Annotated in this window: 18 protein-coding genes and 1 other annotated feature; of the genes, 14 read left to right on the top strand and 4 right to left on the bottom strand. The window is 37.4% G+C overall.

The window, feature by feature from the left end; all coding sequences use genetic code 11:
• The 5 genes from IGJ02_RS11590 to IGJ02_RS11570 all read left to right on the top strand — a co-directional run bounded on the left by IGJ02_RS11590 (window position 1) and on the right by IGJ02_RS11570 (window position 6,310).
• Window positions 1–750 (top strand): 16S rRNA (uracil(1498)-N(3))-methyltransferase, encoded by a 750-nt coding sequence (locus IGJ02_RS11590; protein WP_430602093.1) that lies wholly within the window; start codon window positions 1–3, stop codon window positions 748–750.
• A 17-nt stretch (window positions 751–767) separates the two neighbouring features.
• Entirely contained in the window at window positions 768–1,415 is a 648-nt protein-coding gene (locus IGJ02_RS11585) for a hypothetical protein (protein WP_010763046.1), read from the top strand.
• Between the two features lie 338 nt (window positions 1,416–1,753).
• Entirely contained in the window at window positions 1,754–3,967 is a 2,214-nt protein-coding gene (locus IGJ02_RS11580; protein ID WP_010763047.1) for a RelA/SpoT family protein, read from the top strand.
• Between the two features lie 11 nt (window positions 3,968–3,978).
• The gene (gene dtd, locus IGJ02_RS11575) at window positions 3,979–4,425 is read left to right on the top strand and encodes a D-aminoacyl-tRNA deacylase (RefSeq protein ID WP_010763048.1); all 447 of its coding nucleotides are present in this window, start codon (window positions 3,979–3,981) and stop codon (window positions 4,423–4,425) included.
• Window positions 4,426–4,549: 124 nt separating this feature from the next.
• Entirely contained in the window at window positions 4,550–6,310 is a 1,761-nt protein-coding gene (locus IGJ02_RS11570; protein WP_430602092.1) for a choline/carnitine O-acyltransferase, read from the top strand.
• 64 nt (window positions 6,311–6,374) lie between these two features.
• On the opposite strand, the gene IGJ02_RS11565 is transcribed toward IGJ02_RS11570, so the two are convergent.
• Complete coding sequence (locus tag IGJ02_RS11565; protein WP_430602091.1) at window positions 6,375–7,307, bottom strand: aldo/keto reductase; 933 nt, start codon at window positions 7,305–7,307, stop codon at window positions 6,375–6,377.
• Window positions 7,308–7,500: 193 nt separating this feature from the next.
• On the opposite strand from IGJ02_RS11565, the gene folB reads away from it, so the two are divergent.
• The 7 genes from folB (at window position 7,501) to aspS (ending at window position 14,107) form a co-directional block, all read left to right on the top strand.
• The gene (folB, locus tag IGJ02_RS11560) at window positions 7,501–7,866 is read left to right on the top strand and encodes a dihydroneopterin aldolase (protein ID WP_430602090.1); all 366 of its coding nucleotides are present in this window, start codon (window positions 7,501–7,503) and stop codon (window positions 7,864–7,866) included.
• A complete protein-coding gene (gene folK / locus IGJ02_RS11555) occupies window positions 7,863–8,351 on the top strand; it encodes a 2-amino-4-hydroxy-6-hydroxymethyldihydropteridine diphosphokinase (RefSeq protein ID WP_430602089.1) in 489 nt (162 codons plus the stop codon). The genes folB and folK overlap by 4 nt, the downstream gene beginning before the upstream one ends.
• Window positions 8,352–8,355: 4 nt before the next feature.
• Window positions 8,356–8,922, top strand: a complete 567-nt coding sequence (gene folE, locus IGJ02_RS11550; RefSeq protein ID WP_010763053.1) for a GTP cyclohydrolase I FolE — start codon at window positions 8,356–8,358, stop codon at window positions 8,920–8,922.
• A gap of 3 nt (window positions 8,923–8,925) precedes the next feature.
• The gene (locus IGJ02_RS11545; RefSeq protein ID WP_430602088.1) at window positions 8,926–9,522 is read left to right on the top strand and encodes a non-canonical purine NTP pyrophosphatase; all 597 of its coding nucleotides are present in this window, start codon (window positions 8,926–8,928) and stop codon (window positions 9,520–9,522) included.
• A gap of 7 nt (window positions 9,523–9,529) precedes the next feature.
• Entirely contained in the window at window positions 9,530–10,330 is an 801-nt protein-coding gene (folP, locus tag IGJ02_RS11540) for a dihydropteroate synthase (RefSeq protein ID WP_430602087.1), read from the top strand.
• A 93-nt stretch (window positions 10,331–10,423) separates the two neighbouring features.
• Window positions 10,424–10,632 (top strand) — a binding site (T-box leader).
• Between the two features lie 373 nt (window positions 10,633–11,005).
• A complete protein-coding gene (hisS, locus tag IGJ02_RS11535) occupies window positions 11,006–12,304 on the top strand; it encodes a histidine--tRNA ligase (RefSeq protein WP_430602086.1) in 1,299 nt (432 codons plus the stop codon).
• A gap of 33 nt (window positions 12,305–12,337) precedes the next feature.
• The gene (gene aspS / locus IGJ02_RS11530) at window positions 12,338–14,107 is read left to right on the top strand and encodes an aspartate--tRNA ligase (protein WP_430602085.1); all 1,770 of its coding nucleotides are present in this window, start codon (window positions 12,338–12,340) and stop codon (window positions 14,105–14,107) included.
• A gap of 184 nt (window positions 14,108–14,291) precedes the next feature.
• Here aspS and IGJ02_RS11525 read toward each other — a convergent pair whose 3' ends face one another.
• Entirely contained in the window at window positions 14,292–15,191 is a 900-nt protein-coding gene (locus tag IGJ02_RS11525; protein ID WP_430602084.1) for an ROK family protein, read from the bottom strand.
• Between the two features lie 111 nt (window positions 15,192–15,302).
• Here IGJ02_RS11525 and IGJ02_RS11520 point away from each other — a divergent pair, with 111 nt between their 5' ends.
• Window positions 15,303–16,040 carry a MurR/RpiR family transcriptional regulator gene (locus IGJ02_RS11520; RefSeq protein WP_010763059.1) on the top strand — a complete coding sequence of 246 codons (738 nt, stop codon included), beginning with the start codon at window positions 15,303–15,305 and terminating at the stop codon, window positions 16,038–16,040.
• Window positions 16,041–16,128: 88 nt separating this feature from the next.
• Window positions 16,129–16,920, top strand: a complete 792-nt coding sequence (locus IGJ02_RS11515) for an ankyrin repeat domain-containing protein (RefSeq protein WP_430602083.1) — start codon at window positions 16,129–16,131, stop codon at window positions 16,918–16,920.
• Window positions 16,921–16,941: 21 nt separating this feature from the next.
• Here the strand turns inward: IGJ02_RS11515 and IGJ02_RS11510 are convergent, their stop codons facing one another.
• Window positions 16,942–18,285, bottom strand: coding sequence for a PTS sugar transporter subunit IIC (locus IGJ02_RS11510; protein WP_430602082.1), 1,344 nt, complete (start codon window positions 18,283–18,285; stop codon window positions 16,942–16,944).
• Entirely contained in the window at window positions 18,285–19,739 is a 1,455-nt protein-coding gene (locus IGJ02_RS11505) for a glycoside hydrolase family 1 protein (protein WP_430602081.1), read from the bottom strand. Before IGJ02_RS11505 ends, IGJ02_RS11510 begins: the two co-directional genes overlap by 1 nt.
• Between the last annotated feature and the right edge of the window lie 21 nt (window positions 19,740–19,760).

Below are 19,760 nucleotides of genomic sequence, written 5' to 3'. Positions count from 1 at the left end.
ATGCAGCGTTACTTTCTAACTGAACCTTATAGTGTTAAAGAGTACTATACGATCACAGGCGATAATTATCATCATATCGTTCGAGTAATGAGGATGGAGCCTGGGCAACAAGTTTTTTTGGCGTTTAGCGATTGTTTGGCAATCATTGCTGAAATCACCGAGATTACGGAAGAGGTAGTTTGTTTAAAAGAAATTTGTAAAGAACAATCAGAAAAGGAACTACCTGTCAATGTTACGATTGCTTGTGGTTATCCTAAAGGAGATAAACTAGAGTGGGTCGTTCAAAAAGGCACTGAACTTGGCAGCCATAAATTTATTGGATTTCCTGCTAAAACTTCAGTTGTAAAGTGGGACCATAAAAAACTGGCAAAAAAAACAGAGCGGCTGAAAAAAATAGCGACGGAAGCTGCTGAGCAATCGCATCGCCAGTTTGCACCAGATATTGTATTATTAGAGCGAGAACAAGAGTTGTTAGATGTTTTTTCTGGTTATGACAAAGTCTTGATCGCTTACGAAGAATCTGCCAAAATTGGGGAACGCAGTCGCTTTGCAACAGCACTTTCTGAATTAGCTATTGGAGAGTCAGTTTTGATTATTTTTGGTCCAGAAGGTGGCTTTTCACCTGCTGAAGTAGATTTATTTCAGGAGTATGGCGGTATTATTTGTGGATTAGGTCCGCGTATTTTACGTGCAGAAACAGCACCATTGTACGTTTTGAGTGCTATCAGTTATCAATTTGAATTAGTGTAAGGTATAGGGGGTAATTTATGGAGTTAGAGTTGCAACGACTTTCAATTATGTTAATAGATCCATCGTTTACAGATCAGCAGTTCACAGAAGAGATTCTCTTTCTAAAGGATTTTCCTGTTCGTTCGATTTTTGTTTTACCTTATAATGTTGCAAGGGCAAAACAATTATTAGCAGGAACGATGATTCAAGTAAGTAGTTTTGCTGACTATCCGCTTGGTAGCGGAACTTTAGCGAAAAAAGCCTTTGAAACAGGACAATTGTATAGAGACGGTGCTTCGAATGTATTTGTAACTATGCCATCAGAGCAACTGGCGATGTATGGGAATCAGAGTTATCAAGCATTAGAACAGTTATCATTTGGACGAAAAGCTCTGGGGTTCTTTTTTGACAGTGGTCATTTAACAGATAATCAAAAACAGCTACTAACGATGGACCTTGCAGAATTAAGGGTCAGTGCTATTTCTCTTGGGGTTAATTTAACGATGGAACAAGCGATCTATGATATGAGTATTTTCCGAACCACCCGGAACAAGCGAATGACCTTTCAGGTAAATGTAAAAGCACCCACATTACTTGAAATTGAGCTTCTGTTTCAAGCTGGTGCATCGTATATTGGTATTAGTAACGGTCGTGAGATTTTGCCTTTGATTTCAAAATGGAATTAAAGATTTGAGGAATTGAAAATCCCGTAAAATGTTAGTATAATAAAAGATGTTGGAAGTGCTACTGTTTCAAGTGGTGCTTTTCTTTTTTTTAAAGATCAAATATCTATATAAATTAAGGTCATTAAACCTATGGTAAAAAGAGTGCCACTATTCTAGGAAGCAAAGCTGACGTAGAGATAGAGGACATCGGACCAATAAGTAAAAGGAGTGCCACTATTCTAGGAAGCAAAGCTGACGTAGAGATAGAGGACATCGGACCAATAAGTAAAAAGAGTGCCTTTATTCTAGGAAGTAAAGCTGAAGTAGAGATAGAGGACAAAGTAAAAGGAGTGAGAACCATGCCAAAAGAGGAAATTATGACAGGACCTGGCGTCATTAAACTCGTGTCAAAATATATGGAGCCTCAACATGTTGCTTTTGTTCAAAGAGCATGTGATTATGCTGAAAAAGCGCATGAGGGCCAAGTTAGACAGTCAGGTGAACCTTATTTTATTCATCCGATTCAAGTGGCAGGGATTTTAGCTGAATTAAGGATGGACCCACATACTGTTGCAACAGGTTTTTTGCATGATGTAGTTGAAGATACTGATGTAACGCTTGAAGATTTAGCAAATGAATTTGGTGCAGACGTGGCAATGTTAGTTGACGGCGTGACCAAACTTGGAAAAATAAAATATAAATCTCACGAAGAACAATTAGCTGAAAATCACCGAAAAATGCTATTGGCAATGGCCCAAGATTTACGCGTGATCATGGTGAAATTAGCTGACCGTTTACATAATATGCGTACGCTGAAGCATTTACGTGAAGATAAGCAGCGCCGAATTGCACAAGAAACGATCGAAATCTATGCACCTCTTGCTCATCGCTTAGGGATCAGCCGTATTAAATGGGAGCTAGAAGATACTGCGTTGCGCTATATCAATCCAAATCAGTATTATAGAATCGTTAATCTAATGCAAAGTAAAAGAGATGAACGTGAAGCCTATGTTGAAGAAGCAGTGGAAGACATTCGTTTAGCTACAGAAGATTTAGATATTTATGCTGAAATCTATGGACGACCAAAACATATTTACTCAATTTATCGCAAAATGAAAGATCAGAAAAAACAATTCAATGAAATTTACGATTTATTGGCGATTCGTGTAATCGTTGATTCAATCAAAGATTGTTATGCTGTACTAGGAGCAATTCATACTAAATGGACACCAATGCCGGGAAGGTTTAAAGATTATATTGCGATGCCTAAAGCAAATATGTATCAATCTATTCATACAACGGTCATTGGGCCAAAGGGCAATCCAGTAGAAGTACAGATCAGAACCCATGAAATGCATCAAATTGCTGAATTTGGGGTAGCAGCTCATTGGGCCTACAAAGAAGGTAAGACGGAAAAAGTTGATGAAGATACTGATACAAAACAATTAAGTTGGTTTCGTGAAATTCTTGAATTACAAGATGAAAGCTATGATGCTTCTGAGTTTATGGAAAGCGTCAAAGGAGATATTTTCAGTGATAAGGTATATGTTTTCACGCCAACTGGTGAAGTAACAGAATTGCCTAAAGGATCTGGACCTCTGGATTTTGCGTACAGTGTACATACCGAAATCGGGAATAAAACCACGGGTGCTAAAGTGAATGGCAAAATGGTTCAGTTAGATTATACACTAAAAAATGGTGATATCATTGAAGTCTTGACCTCACCAAATTCATTTGGACCAAGCCGCGACTGGTTAAAAATGGTAGCCACAAGTAAGGCACGAAACAAAATCAAACGTTTCTTTAAAGTCCAAGATCGAGAAGTCAATATTATCAAAGGACACGATGCCATCAGTAAATACTTGATTGAACATGGGTTTTCACCAAAAGAATTTTTAGGAAAAGCCAAAATGGCGGAAGCGTTGGATCGTTTTAATTTCCAAACTGAAGACGATCTATATGCGGCTGTTGGTTATGGTGAAATCAGCGCTCAAGTGGTCTTTAATCGCTTAACTGAAAAAGAGCGTAAAGAACAAGAAATAGAACGTCAAAAACAAGAAGCCGAAGAATTGATGACGCAACCAGTCAAAAAAGAATCGGATAAAATGAAGGTTCGTCATGAAGGCGGAATTGTGATTCAAGGAGTTGAAAATTTACTTGTTCGGATTAGTCGTTGTTGTAATCCAGTACCTGGAGACGAGATCGTCGGCTATATCACGAAAGGCCGCGGCGTTTCAATTCATAGAGCAGATTGTCCGAACGTTCAGCACCAAGAAGAACTTGCACAACGCTTGATTGAAGTAGAATGGGAAGATACGGATAATTCCAATAAAGAATATGATGCTGATTTAGAAATTTACGGGTATAATCGTAGTGGATTATTGAATGATGTCTTGCAAGTTATTAGTTCAATGACCAAAAATTTAGTTAGCGTGGAAGCAAAACCAACGAAAAATAAAATGGCGATGATCCATGTGACGGTGAAAATTCAAAATCTAGCTCATTTAAAGACAATTGTAGACAAAATCAAAAACATACCGGACGTTTACAACGTTCGCCGAACCAATGGCTAGGAGGTACAAATATGAGAGCAGTCATTCAGCGTGTGACGCAAGCTGAAGTGGTGATTGAGCAACAAAGTGTTGGAAAAATTGGGGAAGGGTTCATGATTCTACTTGGAATCCATGAATCAGACACTGAAGAAGATGTTGCTTATTTAGTTCGCAAAATCAGTAAACTTCGAGTATTTGAAGATGAGAAAGGGAAAATGAATCTTGGTATTCAAGAGATTCAGGGAAGCATTTTGAGTGTTTCTCAATTTACCTTGTATGCAGAGACTAAAAAAGGGAACCGTCCGAGCTTTATAGCGGCAGCTCGACCAGAAGTGGCCATTCCTTTATATGAACAATTTAACAAACAATTGAAAGAGTTAGCTATCCCTGTAGAAACTGGCGAATTTGGCGCTGATATGAAAGTGTCGTTAGTCAACGATGGACCAGTAACGATCATTATCGATACAAAAGATAGATAATAAAAGCATCATTCCTGAAGATATCGTAGCAGGGATGATGTTTTTTTATAAGTTATAGGGAAAAATCACATTAAGAAAGAAATGCTTGGTATAATGAAGTATCAAGCGATCGTTGAGGTGTAAGATGACAAAATATAAAGAACAATTACGGCCCACATTAAAAAAGCTTCCAGTACCAGAATTACATGAAACCTTAGCTACATTAAATGAATGGATTTGCCCTCTAGTTACGGTAGAAGAATTAGCGGCTTTTCAAGAACAAGCTAAAGCATTTAGTCTTTTCGAAGGGGAAGGTTTACAAACAAGCTTAGTTGATTATATGGAACAAACTACTGGCAGCTGGCTAGCGCCATTATGGGAAAAGAGCTATTTAGAAAGTCGTGGTCCCTTACAAAGTGAATCAAATTTTGCTTTGATGATCAACGAGGAATATTACGAGAAAATAGCATCAAAAGAAGCACGAGCTGCTCAATTAATTTATCAAATGACTAAACTATATCTAAGTTTAGCTGACGAGACCTATCCCATTGAATACACTAAAAAGAATCAACATGTCGATATGTCTTTTTACTTAAATTTTTTCAAAAGCTGTCGGATACCTGGTACTAAACAGGATTCTTTTTACAGAGGAGAAATACAAAAAGCTGGGAATTATATTATGATTTTTCTAAATGGTGTTTATTTTCGTTTAAATGTGACCGATGAGTCAGGAGGCATTTATCCTTTAAATCAGTTATACGAAAACCTGAATTATATTCACTCCCTAAACAGTGTCCCAAAACAAGGAGAAGCGTTGATTTCTTATATGACTGGTACAGAAAGAGAGCACTCAAATTTGATTTATAAAGGGCTCAAAAAAGAAAAACTGAACCGTCAGAATCTGCAACAACTCGAAGACGCATTGTTTATTTTAAGCTTTTCAAGTGGGAAAGATGCGTTAAAAGAGGAACGCATTACCGAAGTTTTATTGAATACAAATCATCAATTTCTGTCAAAAACAACCCAAGCTGTGATTACTCAAAATGGGCACATCGGGTTCAATATGGAACACACAGCAATCGATGGTGTGCCAACCTTGAATTTGCTTACTCAACTATTTGAACCATTTCATGATGTTCCTATAAAAACAACTACAAAATGTTCTGCTGATCTTATTCAAAAATTGGAGTGGACGCTGACGAGCCAAATGATCGATAGCCTCGAAGAAGCACGTGATTTTGTAGAACAAGAAAATAGTTCCTATATCATCAAACATCAAGTCGTTTCAGCAGTTGGCAAAGAACGAATGAAACAAGCGCAAGTAAGTCCAGATGCTTTTTTTCATATTGCATTAGCATTGGCGCAGCAAAAGGTTTTTGGAAAGCTACGATCTGTTTATGAACCAGTCGCAATGCGCATGTATTATGAAGGGCGAACAGAATCAGCTCGCTCAATCAGTCAAGAGAAAAAATCCTTTGCAGAAGCCTTCTATAATAAATCTGAACCAAAGAGCCAAGAAGCGTTAGTTGTCCTATTTACTAATGCTGCTCAAGCTCATTCGAAGCGCATTGCCCAATGTCAAAGTGGTAAAGGGGTTGAGCGTCATCTGTTTGGCTTGCAAAAAATGATCCAAAGTTCTGAGGAAAAAACACCTCTTTTCACAGCAGAAGCTTTGAAGATTTTAGGTGATGATTTTATCTCTACAACTGGCATCCCGTATGATATCTTGGAATCGTTTAGCTTTGGTCCCACCAATAAAAGTGGTTTCGGACTTTATTATGGGATTTTAGATGAAGAAGTGATTTTGACATTATCCGCAAAAAAAGTGAATGAAAATACAGCAGAGCGAATGCTAGCAGCAATAGAAACGGCGCTAATGGAGTTAACAGAACTTTTAGCTATTTAAACTGCATAATTTTGGGTAAAAAAAAGAAATGAAGGCGAAAAAGTCTTCATTTCTCTTTTTTTATTCACCGAAATAATTGATCTATTCGGTGATAATCTTCTGCGGTTAAATGTATGTCTAAAGCTTTGACATTACTAGTTACTTGTTCTGGTCTTTTTGCACCAGGAATGACAACATCCACAAACGGATTTTTAATATACCAAGCTAACACGATTGCTGCAACACTTGCATTATAATCAGCGGCAATCAATTTTAGTTGGCTAACTTTATCGATAATAGCCTTAAATTGTTCCCCTTGAAAATCGGTTTTTTTACTACGTAAATCTTCAGGTGGGAACGTAACATTTCGTTCATATTTTCCTGTTAATAAACCAGAAGCCAAAGGAAAATAAGGAACAAACGAAATTTGCTGTTCTTTTAGATAAGGAAACAGTTCATTTTCAGCTTCACGATGAATCAAGCTGTATTCATCTTCGATGATATCTACATAACCATCTTGGTTGGCTTCTTTAATTTGTTCTAGCGTAAAGTTGGAGACACCGATTGCGTTGATTTTTCCAGCTTCTTTTAGCGTTTGCAAAGCTGCTACTGCCTCATTCTTTGGCGTTGTCTCATCGGGGAAATGAATATAAAAAATATCGATATAATCTGTTTGGAGTCGTTTAAGCGCCTCATCAACGGAACGAATCAAAAATTCTGGTGTATTGTTGAAGGCACCACCGTTAGCTGGATCATGTGCTGCTTTTGTTGCGATAGTGATTTGATTACGGTCAAACTCTTGTAGCACTTCACCAATCAATTCTTCAGAGCGTCCCATTCCATAAGCAAAAGCAGTATCCAACAATGTAATGCCGCTTGCCAAAGCTGTTCGGACAATTTCTTTTCCAGTATCATCCTTTAAGTTTGGAAACAAATTATGACCACCAACAGCATTTGCTCCTAAACCAAGAGGGGGTGAATAAACCTCTGTTTTACCAATTCGAACGTTTTGTGTCATAATGACGCCTCCTTACTTTCTTATTATAAGTGTAGTTGATTCAAGTAAAAGAAGAAAGTTTTTCCACTTATGATCGGAATTTTTGTAACAAAATGTCTTAAAAAGCAGAAAGCTAAAGTTTTTTAGCGTTTCTATAGTATAATAATTGCAACTGAGTTGATCAGTCATAAAACAGATGAAGGATGAGAGCCAATTGGGAAAAATCAGAATCAATAATATGAAGTTTTACACTAAAAATGGTGTTTTACCAGAAGAACGAATTTTAGGGCAACAATTGGAAGTGGATGTTGAATTAAGATTGTCATTAGATCAAGCTGGAAAAACAGATGATGTGAAGGACACCGTTAGTTATGCTGAAGTGAATGATCAAATTGCAAAACGGTTAACCACTCATTCTTATAACTTAATAGAAGCTGTCGCTTCAGCAATTTTAGATGATATTGAAGCAGAACATGGCAAAAAGTTAGAAGGTGCGCTTGTTCGGATTAGAAAATATAGTGTACCAATGCCTGGAGTGTTTGATAATATTGAAATTGAAATGGAAAGAGACTTCATATGACGATTAGTTATTTAGCGTTGGGGAGTAACTTGGGTGATCGTTTAGGAACCTTGCAAAAAGCAGTTGAACTGCTTGATCAAGATGACGATATTCAAGTGATAAAAAAATCAAAATTGTATGAAACATTACCATATGGCGATGTTCCGCAAGAAAATTATTATAATGCTGTAATTCAAATCAGCACATCCTATGAACCTATGCAATTATTAGATAAAACACAAGCGATTGAAAAAACATTAGGCCGAAAACGATTGATTCATTGGGGACCGCGAACCTTAGATATCGATATTTTGCTGATGGATAATAACGCAATAGCAACAGAGCGTTTGAACATTCCACATAAAGAAATGCTGAAACGATCTTTTGTATTAGTCCCGTTAAAAGATGTTTATCCTGATACTGCATTACAAGGAGAATCCTTTGAAGCATTGATCGAAAAAACTGGGAATCAAGGGGAAGTTTGGCTTAGTAAAGAAAGTTGGTAATTAGATGAATGAAGAACAATTAGTGACGATCGAGCAGGCAGTGAAACAAATTTTAACTGCGATTGGGGAAGACCCTGATCGAGCTGGTGTCCAAGATACACCCAAACGTGTAGCAAAAATGTATAATGAAGTATTTTCTTCTTTAAGAGAGCCAGAATTTAACGATTATGCCTTGTTTGATAGTCTTAATGAAGAGGATATGGTTTTAGTGAAAGACATTCAATTTTACTCTATGTGTGAGCATCATTTATTGCCATTTTATGGGAAAGTACATGTGGCCTACATTCCTGATAAGCGCAAGGTTTTAGGATTAAGTAAATTGCCGCGTTTGGTAGAATATTGTGCTAAACGTCCTAGCGTGCAAGAGGATCTAACGATTATGATCGCAAACAAATTAGTTGAGCATGTACCGGTTAAAGGTGTAGCTGTAGCAATCGAAGCAGAGCATATGTGTATGACGATGCGAGGTGTTAAATCACCCAGTAGCCTGACGAAAACATTTCATTATCAAGGAATATTCAAAACGAATAAGGAATGTAAAGATGACTTTTTAAGAGGGATCAAGGCATAAAACATGAATAAAATGACGATAATCGTTGGCACAAATAACCGAGGCAAGCTACAAGAAATGCAGTCAGTCCATCCTAAAGAGCAGATTACCTTTGTTTCATATACGAACTATACGAATCAAGCCTATGAGATAGCAGAAACAGGTACGACATATACTGAAAATGCGCTGATCAAAGCTCGATTTTATGCAAAAACAATTGGAAAACCAGTATTAGCAGATGATGGTGGACTAGAACTGGAAACTTTTCCAGACCTCTTAGGTGTTGAGACAGCACGATTTTTTAAACCTGATATGACAGACACTCAAAAAAATGTACAGCTTTTTCATTTATTTGACGGACAAGAGACCGCATCGCGAGTGATAAACCTGCACGCTGTGTTAGTGTACGCTTGGCCGAATGGCGAGTATCTTCTTTCAGCAAAAACGCTCAAAGGAAAACTAACAACAAAGGAAATCGGTGAACAGGGCTATGGTTTTGATAAAATTTTTTATCTACCAGAAAAGGATAAAACCCTTGCTCAATTGCCGAAAGAGCAACGAAATAAATTAAGCCCAAGAGTATCAGCATTGAAGGAATTGATCGAAAAATTAAAGGAGTAGCAAAAGGATGAAAGAGGGATACTTTACTAAAAAAGAACCCCAAATCATGGGGATTTTAAATGTTACACCTGATTCATTTTCAGATGGTGGTCAATTTAATGAACTAGATAAAGCCATGCTTCATTGTGAAGAAATGTTATCGGCAAATGTTGATATCATAGACATCGGGGGACAATCGACGCGTCCAAACTATCAAGAGATTTCAGCAAGAGAAGAAAAAGAACGAATTTTGCCGATTATAAAAGCAGTCAGAACAAAAACAGATAAACCGATTTCAATCGATACGTATTTTCCAGAAGTAGCGGATGCAGCTTTAGCTGCAGGTGCTAACATCATTAATGATATCAAAGGATTGGATACGAACGGGATGATCGAAATTGCACAAAAGTATCCTGATTGTGGGTTGGTAATCATGCATTCACGTCCCCGACGAACTGAATTATCAGTAGTGGAAGATATACAAGCGTTTTATCAAGAAAAAATAGAAACGTGTCAAAAGGCTGGTATTGATTCGATGCGAATTTGTTTTGATCCAGGCATTGGTTTTGGCAAAACACAGGAAGAAAATATAGCAATACTAAAACATCCTGAAGCATTTCGCTATCAAGAATATCCAGTGCTATACGGAGTATCAAGAAAAAGGACGATTGCTGCATTGACCAATGAAACTGACCCTTCAAAACGTGATTTTGGTTCAATTGCTGCTTCATTATTTGCTATAACTAAAGGGGTAGAAATTGTTCGAGTTCATCAGGTTAAAGGAATGCGGGATACGTTAAATGTCTGGCAAACGCTCAATAAAAACTAATACCTATTGGTTTTACTTGGCAGGATGATTGTAAAACCAATTGAAATTCTACTTGACTTTATTTCCAATCTCTAGTAATTTATAGATACTATAAAAAAATCGATGAAAGAACGAGTAGATTTTAATCTGATTGTAGAAGAGAAAGTTGCCCCTGGCTGAAAGCAACTTCGTTAGAGAGATCGAAAGACATTCTGGAGATGAGCGGATGAAAAGCCGTTCCGTTACGAGCGTTAATCGTTGGAGGAAAGAGCAATCTTTCGAACTTAGGTGGTACCGCGTGTGTCTATTCACTCGCCCTTGTATTTATACAAGGGCGAGTTTTTGTTGTGAATCACCACGACTGGCTTTGCCAGAGTGGATGATGAACAATACTTGGCGAACGAAGAGAGAGAAGTTACCGTACTAGGAATCACCAAAAGCCTAAGCTTAAAAAAGGTGGAGAATGGAACTGTAGATCACTTTAGCTCCTAAATCACCACGACTGGCTTTGCCAGAATGGATGATGAACAACACCTAGCAACCACCGGGAGAGAAGTTACCATATATCATAATCGAAATAAACGGTAGGACGATTGTTAAAAAAATCCAACCAGCTCTAAGCCAGTTTAAACCAACCAATCTTTATTTTTACTAAAATAAATTACAAATAATGAACACTAAATAGGAGATGAAACAATGAGTTATCAAAAACCAAAAGGAACCAATGACTTATTACCAGGAACTTCTGAAAAATGGCAGTTTGTTGAAGAAACAGCACGTTTGATTTTTCGAGACTACCAATATGAAGAAATCCGCACGCCAATTTTTGAACACTATGAAGTAATTTCTCGCAGCGTAGGAGATACAACAGATATCGTGTCAAAAGAAATGTATGATTTTTATGATAAAGGGGACCGCCATGTAACCTTACGTCCAGAAGGAACAGCACCAATTGTTCGTTCATTTGTTGAAAATAAACTATTTGGACCAGAATTTGCAAAACCGTATAAAATGTACTACATGGGACCAATGTTTCGTTATGAACGACCACAAGCAGGACGTTTAAGACAATTCCACCAAATCGGAGCAGAAGCATTTGGTAGTGTGAATCCAGCTGTGGATGTTGAAAGTATGGCGATGGCGTTAGACTTTTTCAAACAATTAGGCATCCAAAAAATTCGATTAGTGATTAATTCTTTAGGTGATAAAGAGACAAGAGCCACATATCGTCAAGCTTTGATCGACTATTTAGAACCAAAATCGGCTGATTTAAGTGAAGATTCAAAACGTCGTTTGCACGAGAATCCATTAAGGGTTTTAGATAGCAAAGATAAAAAAGACAAAGTGATTGTAGCAGATGCTCCTTCAATTCTAGATTATCTAAGCGAGTCATCTAAAGAACATTTTGAAACAGTTAAAACGATGCTAAACGAATTGAATATTCCGTTTGAAGTGGATAGCAATATGGTTCGTGGGCTAGACTATTACACAGATACAATTTTTGAAGTAATGAGTGAAGCACCTGGCATGGGCGCACAAGCAACAATTTGTGCTGGCGGGCGTTATGATGGATTAGTTGAAGAATTAGGCGGCCCTGCAACTCCTGGTTTTGGTTTTGCGATGGGAATCGAGCGTGTTTTGATTACGATGGAGGCAGAAGGGGTTGCAGTTCCTGTAATCAATGAAATCGATGCTTATGTAGTTGGAATCGGTGAGCAAACCAATATTACATCGCTAAAACTAGTTCAAGCGATTCGTAATTTCGGTTTTTCAGCTGATCGTGATTTTATGGATCGTAAAGCCAAAGCCCAATTTAAAACAGCCGCTAAAGTCAATGCTAAACTTGCTTTGACTTTAGGTGAAACGGAATTAGCAGAAGGCGTTGTAAATGTAAAATCAATGGCCAATCGTAATGAAAAAGCATTTCCACTCTCAGATATTTATGAAAGATTTGATGAAGTCTATGATGAAATGATGACAGTGATGTTTGATTAATAAATAGTAAAAAATGAAGAGGAGCAAAAATCAATGGCAAAAAGAACAGTATACTGTGGAGAAGTTTCTGCAGATTTAGTAGGACAAGTTATTACCTTAAAAGGTTGGGTGCAAAAGCGCCGTGACTTAGGTGGCGTTATTTTTATCGATTTACGTGACCGTGAAGGCATTGCACAAGTAGTATTCAATCCGGCACACTCAAAAGAAGCATGGGAAATCGCAGATAAATGCCGTAGCGAATATGTAATTGAAATTACTGGAGAGTTGACGTATCGTGATAAAGAAGCGATCAACCCTAAAATGAAAACTGGTGAATTTGAAGTGATGGCAACAGATATCACGATTTTAAATACAGCAAAAACACCACCGTTTCTAATTGAAGATGAGAACAATGTCGGTGATGAAATTCGCATGAAATACCGTTACTTAGACTTGCGTCGCCCACAAATGACAGCAAATCTAAAATTACGTCATGAAGTAACAAAATCGATTCGTCATTATTTAGACGATACTGATTTTATCGATATCGAAACACCTTATTTTGGTAAATCAACACCAGAAGGCGCACGTGACTACTTAGTTCCTTCACGTGTCCATGCAGGTCATTTTTATGCGTTACCACAATCACCACAAATTTTTAAACAATTGTTGATGAATGCAGGTTTCGATCGCTATTATCAAATCGTTCGTTGTTTCCGTGATGAAGATTTACGTGGTGACCGTCAACCAGAATTTACTCAAGTCGATTTAGAGACAACGTTCTTGTCTCCAGAAGAGATTCAAACAATGACTGAAGAAATGTTAGCGAAAGTAATGCGTGAAACAAAAGGGATCGAAGTGACGTTACCATTCCCTCGTATCAGTTATGATGAAGCAATGGCACGTTACGGAAGCGACAAACCAGATACACGTTTCGATATGGAATTGATTGATATCGCGGATGTGGTCAAAGATGTTGACTTCAAAGTGTTCCAAATGGCGCTTGAAAATGGCGGACATGTTAAAGCGTTGAACGCTAAAGGTGCAGCAGATAAATATTCTAGAAAAGATATGGACAATCTTGGAACATATGTAAGCCAATTTGGTGCCAAAGGACTTGCTTGGTTAAAAGTAGAAGAAGATGGACTAAAAGGACCAATTGCAAAATTCCTAACAGAGGTTTCAGATGACTTGATCAAAGCAACAAATGCTGAGGTCGGCGATATTTTAATGTTTGGTGCAGATAAACCGGAAATCGTTGCGGCTGCTTTAGGCGCGGTTCGTTCTCGTTTAGGGAAAGAATTAGGTCTGATCGATGAGTCTAAATTCAACTTCCTTTGGGTCGTTGATTGGCCATTATTTGAATACGATGAAGAAGCTGGTCGTTACGTTTCTGCTCACCATCCATTCACGCAACCAAAAGAATCTGATATTGAATTACTTTCAACAGATCCAGCGAAAGTTTACGCGGAAGCGTATGATATCGTCTTAAATGGGTATGAATTAGGTGGTGGTTCACTACGTATCCATAAACGTGACCTACAAGAAAAAATGTTTGAAACACTAGGATTTACGAAAGAATCAGCACAAGAACAGTTTGGATTCTTGCTAGATGCTTTAGACTATGGTTTCCCTCCACACGGTGGAATCGCGTTAGGCTTAGATCGTTTAGTAATGTTGTTGGCTGGAGAAAATAATATTCGTGAAGTGATCGCTTTCCCTAAAAACGGAAAAGCAGCTGATCCAATGACAAGTGCTCCAAGTGTTGTTTCACCATTACAATTATTTGAATTGAATATCGATGTAACTGCGATAGATGAATAAATCTTGACTTAGTTAGAGAATAACAAGCTTTCAATAAACTACCTTCGTTTATTGGAAGCTTTTTTTTATCTCACAAGCGAAAATAGCCCTTTCAATAAAAGAGTGGTTCTTTTATAGACGAAATAAAAAATGGGAGAGTGGATAAAGATACTGCTCCCATTTTTTTTATTTCGTCTATTTACAATCATTCGCCATGTCTTTGGATAAAATGAAAATAAGCACCAATCAAATTTGCATTGTTTCCAACTGCACTTAACACAACAGAAGGAGAAATGAGTGGAGTCAGTGGGCTGATAGAAAGACTATCTAAGATTTTTTTCAGCTCTTGGTTTAAATAATCCAGTAAAATAGTTTGACTACTGATACCGCCACCGATAACGATATTTTCTGGATCTAGGATCGTTTGAAGGTTCCAGATCTGAAGTGCTAAAGAATTGCAATAAGTATGTAAAATACGTTGTGCATCCTGATTCCCATATTTTACTGCTTCAAAAAATAATTCCCCATTAACTTCATTGGTTTGTTTATTGATTGATTTAGCAAAAGGTTTTAATAGGCTGTAGACACTATTCTTTATAGCAAAAAAATCGGCCATTCCCATTGATGAATTGGTTTGAACAAACGACAACTCTCCTGCAGATTGATGAGCGCCTCTAACGATTTGACCATTTACAAGCAAACCACCGCCAACACCTGTACCAAGTACGATCATAATCGCATTGTTTACGCCTTGTAGCTGACCTAAATTGATTTCGCCGATAATGGCGCATCGTGCATCATTCTCTACAGCGATAGGACAGTCAAAAATGGATTGATAAAAGGCAAGCATATTCATTTGTCCAACAAACTCAAGTGAGCCGCCATGAACAGCGAAACCTGTATCGGCATTGATGATTCCTGGCATAGAAATGGAAACGCCGTTGATTGGTTCTGTCTGTTCATTGTATAGCTGTTTTAAACAAGTTTTAAACGCATCACTTGTTTTAGGGGTTGCCGTTTTTTGAACAAGCCCTAATGATCCATCAGTCATTAAGCCATATTTGATGAATGTACCACCAATATCTAACACAAGAATTTTTTTCATCCGTGTTCCCTCCTAAATGTTTAAATGAACAAATTGAATTCGCTTCCTTTACTTATACCAAAAGCTTTACTATAATGTACACATAAATTTTAATATAAGTAGGGTAAGCGAATGCTAGAAAAAATATCATCAGTCAAACAGTTGTCTGATGCCGATGAAGTGCTACAAAATTATATTTTTAGAAATCTAGAAACTGTTTTTACACGTTCTGCTCGAGAAATTGCAGCACAAATTCCATGTTCTCCGTCAACCGTTACCCGTTTTGTAAGAAAGTGCGGCTTTGATTCCTATCACGATTTTCAACGTTATGTCAAAAATGAAGTAAGCCAACTTGCGGGTAAAGGCATGACTGATACGATTTCACTTGAACAGATCTTTGTGAATCAAGTTTTTGCTGAAAATGTACTTGAACAAGTAGAGACAGCCAGTGTTTTATTAAAACAATCAAGTTTCATTTACTGCGTAGGAATGGGTTCTTCTGGTATTATGGCCAGTTATGCGGCTCGGAAATTTAATACAATTGGGTTCAAAGCGATGTATTCAAATGAGCCCTACGCACCATTTCTGTCTACTCAAATGAAAGAAAACAATAGTGTCATCATTATTTTTTCTAGTTCAGGCGAGACGGCAGAAATCATCGAAATGGTTCAACTTTTAAAATCTAGCAGCAACCAAATTATCAGTATAACCAATACTCATAATAATACTTTAGCTAGACTTTCAACAATCAATATTCCATATTATATTGAGCATCAACGGTTGCCATATAATTTTGATTTATCCTCTCAGATACCAACAGTCGCTTTAATTGAATACTTGGTGGCTTTTTGTTTTAACAAGAAAAAATAGTTCATCGTTCACTTAGCGGACAACGTTTATAATTTGTTTATATCTATCCTTTATACTAAGTGTAAACGTAGTTAAAAGGAGGAGCGCTATGACTAAAATACTATTCCAAAAGATATCAGTCCTGTTTTTTACTTTAATTCTTTTTTCGGCGTGCCAACCTAAAACAGCTGATACAAAACAATCGGTAAAGGAGAGTACAAGTATGACAACGGAAAAAAGTAGTACAGGTCAAACAAATGAATTAGAAACAGTTTCAACGAGTAGTACACAACAAGCTAATCAAACTTTTCCAGCTGGAACATTGATTCAAGCAGTGAGAGAAAATGATGCTGCCAAAGTAGCAACAATACTTCAAGACAAAAACTACGTGATCGATGAAGTGAATGATAAAGGTGAGACGCCGCTATTGATCGCAACACATGAAAACTTTATCGACATCGCCAAACAACTGATCGATGCAGGTGCTGATATCAATGTTCAGGATCAAATTTCGGATAGTCCATATCTTTATGCTGGAGCCCAAGGGAAAACAGAAATTTTAGCATACATGTTGGACAAACAAGTGCCAGATCAACAAAAAGTGAATCGCTTTGGTGGGAACGCTTTGATTCCAGCAGCTGAAAAAGGTCATCTTGAAAATGTGAAATTGCTTTTAAAGGATGGTCGAGCAGATATCAATCATCAAAATAATTATGGGTATACAGCGTTGATCGAAGCAGTTGCTTTAAAAGACGGATCTGAAATTTATCAACAAATCGTCAAAGTTTTGTTAGAAGGTGGAGCCGATAAGACATTGAAAGATAACACTGGACGAACAGCTGAAGACTATGCTAGAAGTTTAGGCTATACAGAAATGTTGAATACCCTTCGTTCATATTAATAGTGACAAAACAGCAGAGGCTTAACCCTCTGCTGTTTTTGAATTTTCTTGTTCCAGTAAGTATTCCTTTTTATCGGCCATCTTGAAGAATGGATACCATACAAGTACATTGACGATCAATAAAACGATGAAAATCAATAAGTAGTTAAATCCACCTTTTAGTGCCATTGCAATAGGTGCCGGCGTTGTCCAAGGTAAAGCAATCAACGGATTATACTTGGAAAAATCTAAAATGGATAACATCCCCCAAGCAATACCGCCCATCAATAAAGGAGAGGCAACCATTGGAACAAAGAAGAACGGATTTAACATCAGTGGCATCCCGAAAATAAGTGGTTCATTTACATTGAAAATAACTGGTGGACCAGCTAATTTAAATAAAGATTTGTATCGCTCAGATTTTGCTGTAAACATAGAAATCACTAAACCATACGTACTGCCTTGACCACCAAATGAATTGCCGCAAACATATGATACAACAGCCATCGCAAGATAAGGTAGTTCTTGATGTTGTTGGTATGCCGTCATATTAGCCAACATATTTGCTGTCATGACAGGCATGACAACACCATAAACCATATTTGGATGAATTCCGAAAAACCATAACATATTTGCCAAAGTAAAGATAAGGATAATTGCAATAGGTGAACCGGTTAACGATTGTAATGGAGCCTGGATCAAGGTTGTGATAAAAGCGAAAATATTATCAAATGGTGTGAAGGAGAAAAGGATTCTGATAATAAAAAAGAAAGCCAGAATAACACCAGATAAAATAGCAGGACTCAATGACTCAGAAACGTTTGAAGGCACTGTATCTGGCATTTTGATTGTTAGATTTTTTCTGATCAAAAAACCATATAAAACAGCGGTGAAGTAGCCAACAATAATTGCCACAAATAATCCAGTACCGCCTGTATATTGACTGGCAAACGCTTCGACGTTATTACTTGCTGTAACGACCGTTTGGGCAGGGAATTTTGTAACGGCTTGTTCCAAGGTATAAGTTTGGATCATTTGCGGCATCAAAATGAAGAAGGAGCCAATAGCTAAGAGACCAGCAGGTAGTGGGTCATGACCTTCTTTTTTAGAATAGATATAGGCGAAGTTAAATGTTACATAAACTGAAAGCAAATTGATAGTAGCACCTAATGCTGCATTAAAATGTGCTGTCATACCTGTTTTCGCTAAAAATTCGATCCATTGAGGAATTGGGAAGTTCCCGATGATCATCAATAAGGCTACACCTAATGTGATCGGTGTTGTTCGCATAAAGGCTTCGGCTAACGCGCTAAAAAATTTACTCCCATTCATTTTTTGAGCAATCGGACCAATAAACTTGTTCAGAAATTTTTCTAAAGCGTCCATTATTCATTCCCCTTTTCGTTTAAGTTTTCCCCGTTTGTTTCAATCACTTTTTGATACCAATAGAAGCTATCTTTTTTATAACGATTCAAAGTTCCCTTAGAAGTTTCGTCACGATCAACATAAACAAAACCATATCGTTTTTGATACCCATTTAACCAGCTGAGTAAATCAGTAAAACTCCAAGTGCAGTACCCTAAAACGTGTACACCATCTGTGATTGCTTCTTGGATCTCTTGTAAGTGCTTTTGTAGGTATTCGATTCGATAAGGATCGTGGATTTCTCCATTTTCTAATTTGTCATATTCTCCTAGACCATTTTCAGTGATCAGTACTGGCAACTGATAACGGCTTTCAATCGTTCTTAACGCTATACGAATGCCGACAGGATCGATCGTCCAATCCCAATTCGTTTGTTCAAGATAAGGGTTTTTAACAAATTTACTGACTCTAGGAATTTCCAGTTCTTTACTGGTTCCTTTTTTACCAGAGTTGTTCATACTCATATCACCTGAGAAAGAATCTGAGGTACTCGCTTTAACGGTTGCGGTTTGATAATAATTCAGTCCAATAAAATCAGGAATACCACTTGCTAATAATTGTTGATCAGCTGTTGTTATAACAGGTGCTAATTGTAGTTTTTCTAATTGCTTGATAACAGTTCGCGGGTATTTACCTGTTGCGTAGACATCCAACCAGAAAAAGCCCATCAATTCTTCAGTATCAATTTTGGCTAAGACATTCAATGGATCGCTATCAAAAGCATAAGCAGGGCCATAATTGAAACTAGGACCGATCTGACCTGAATAGCCACCTTCTTTAAACGCTTTGATCACCGATGCATTGGCAAGATTGGCAATGTGATTCGCTGCAAACATTCGTTTAATATCACGAACTGCAGGTGGGTGAGTCCCTAGCAAGTAGCCATGAGTAATAAAGACATTTTGCTCATTCAAACTTACCCAATAGTTTACCCGATCAGAAAAAGCATCAAATAAAACTTTTGCATAATTCGTAAAATCTTCAATAATCTGACGTGACTCCCAGCCACCATACTCATCTTGTAGTGTTTGAGGAAGGTCCCAGTGGTAAATTGTCACGATGGGTTCAATGTTGTATTTCAAAAGTTCATCGATCAGTTGACTGTAAAAATCTAAGCCTGCATGATTAAGTTGACCTTTACCTTTTGGGAAAATACGCGACCAAGCGATGGAAAAACGATAAGCTTTCAACCCAAGTTCTGCCATCAAAGCAATATCTTCTTTAAAACGATGATAATGATCTACCGCAACATCTCCATTTGTATCTTTAAATGTTGTACCAGGTTGTTTGACAAATGTATCCCAAACAGAAATACCTTTTCCATCATCTTGATAAGCTCCTTCAACTTGATAAGCAGCGGAAGCACTACCCCATAGAAACGTTTCAGGAAATTGTTCTAACTCTTTATGACGCATAATCATTCCTCATTTCAATAT

The organism is Enterococcus sp. DIV0724b (genome assembly GCF_050531475.1).
In the GTDB taxonomy this organism is placed as follows: Bacteria; Bacillota; Bacilli; order Lactobacillales; family Enterococcaceae; genus Enterococcus_L; species Enterococcus_L haemoperoxidus.
Note: the sequence above shows the minus strand (reverse complement) of the source record. Positions and strands in the feature narration are given on the sequence as shown.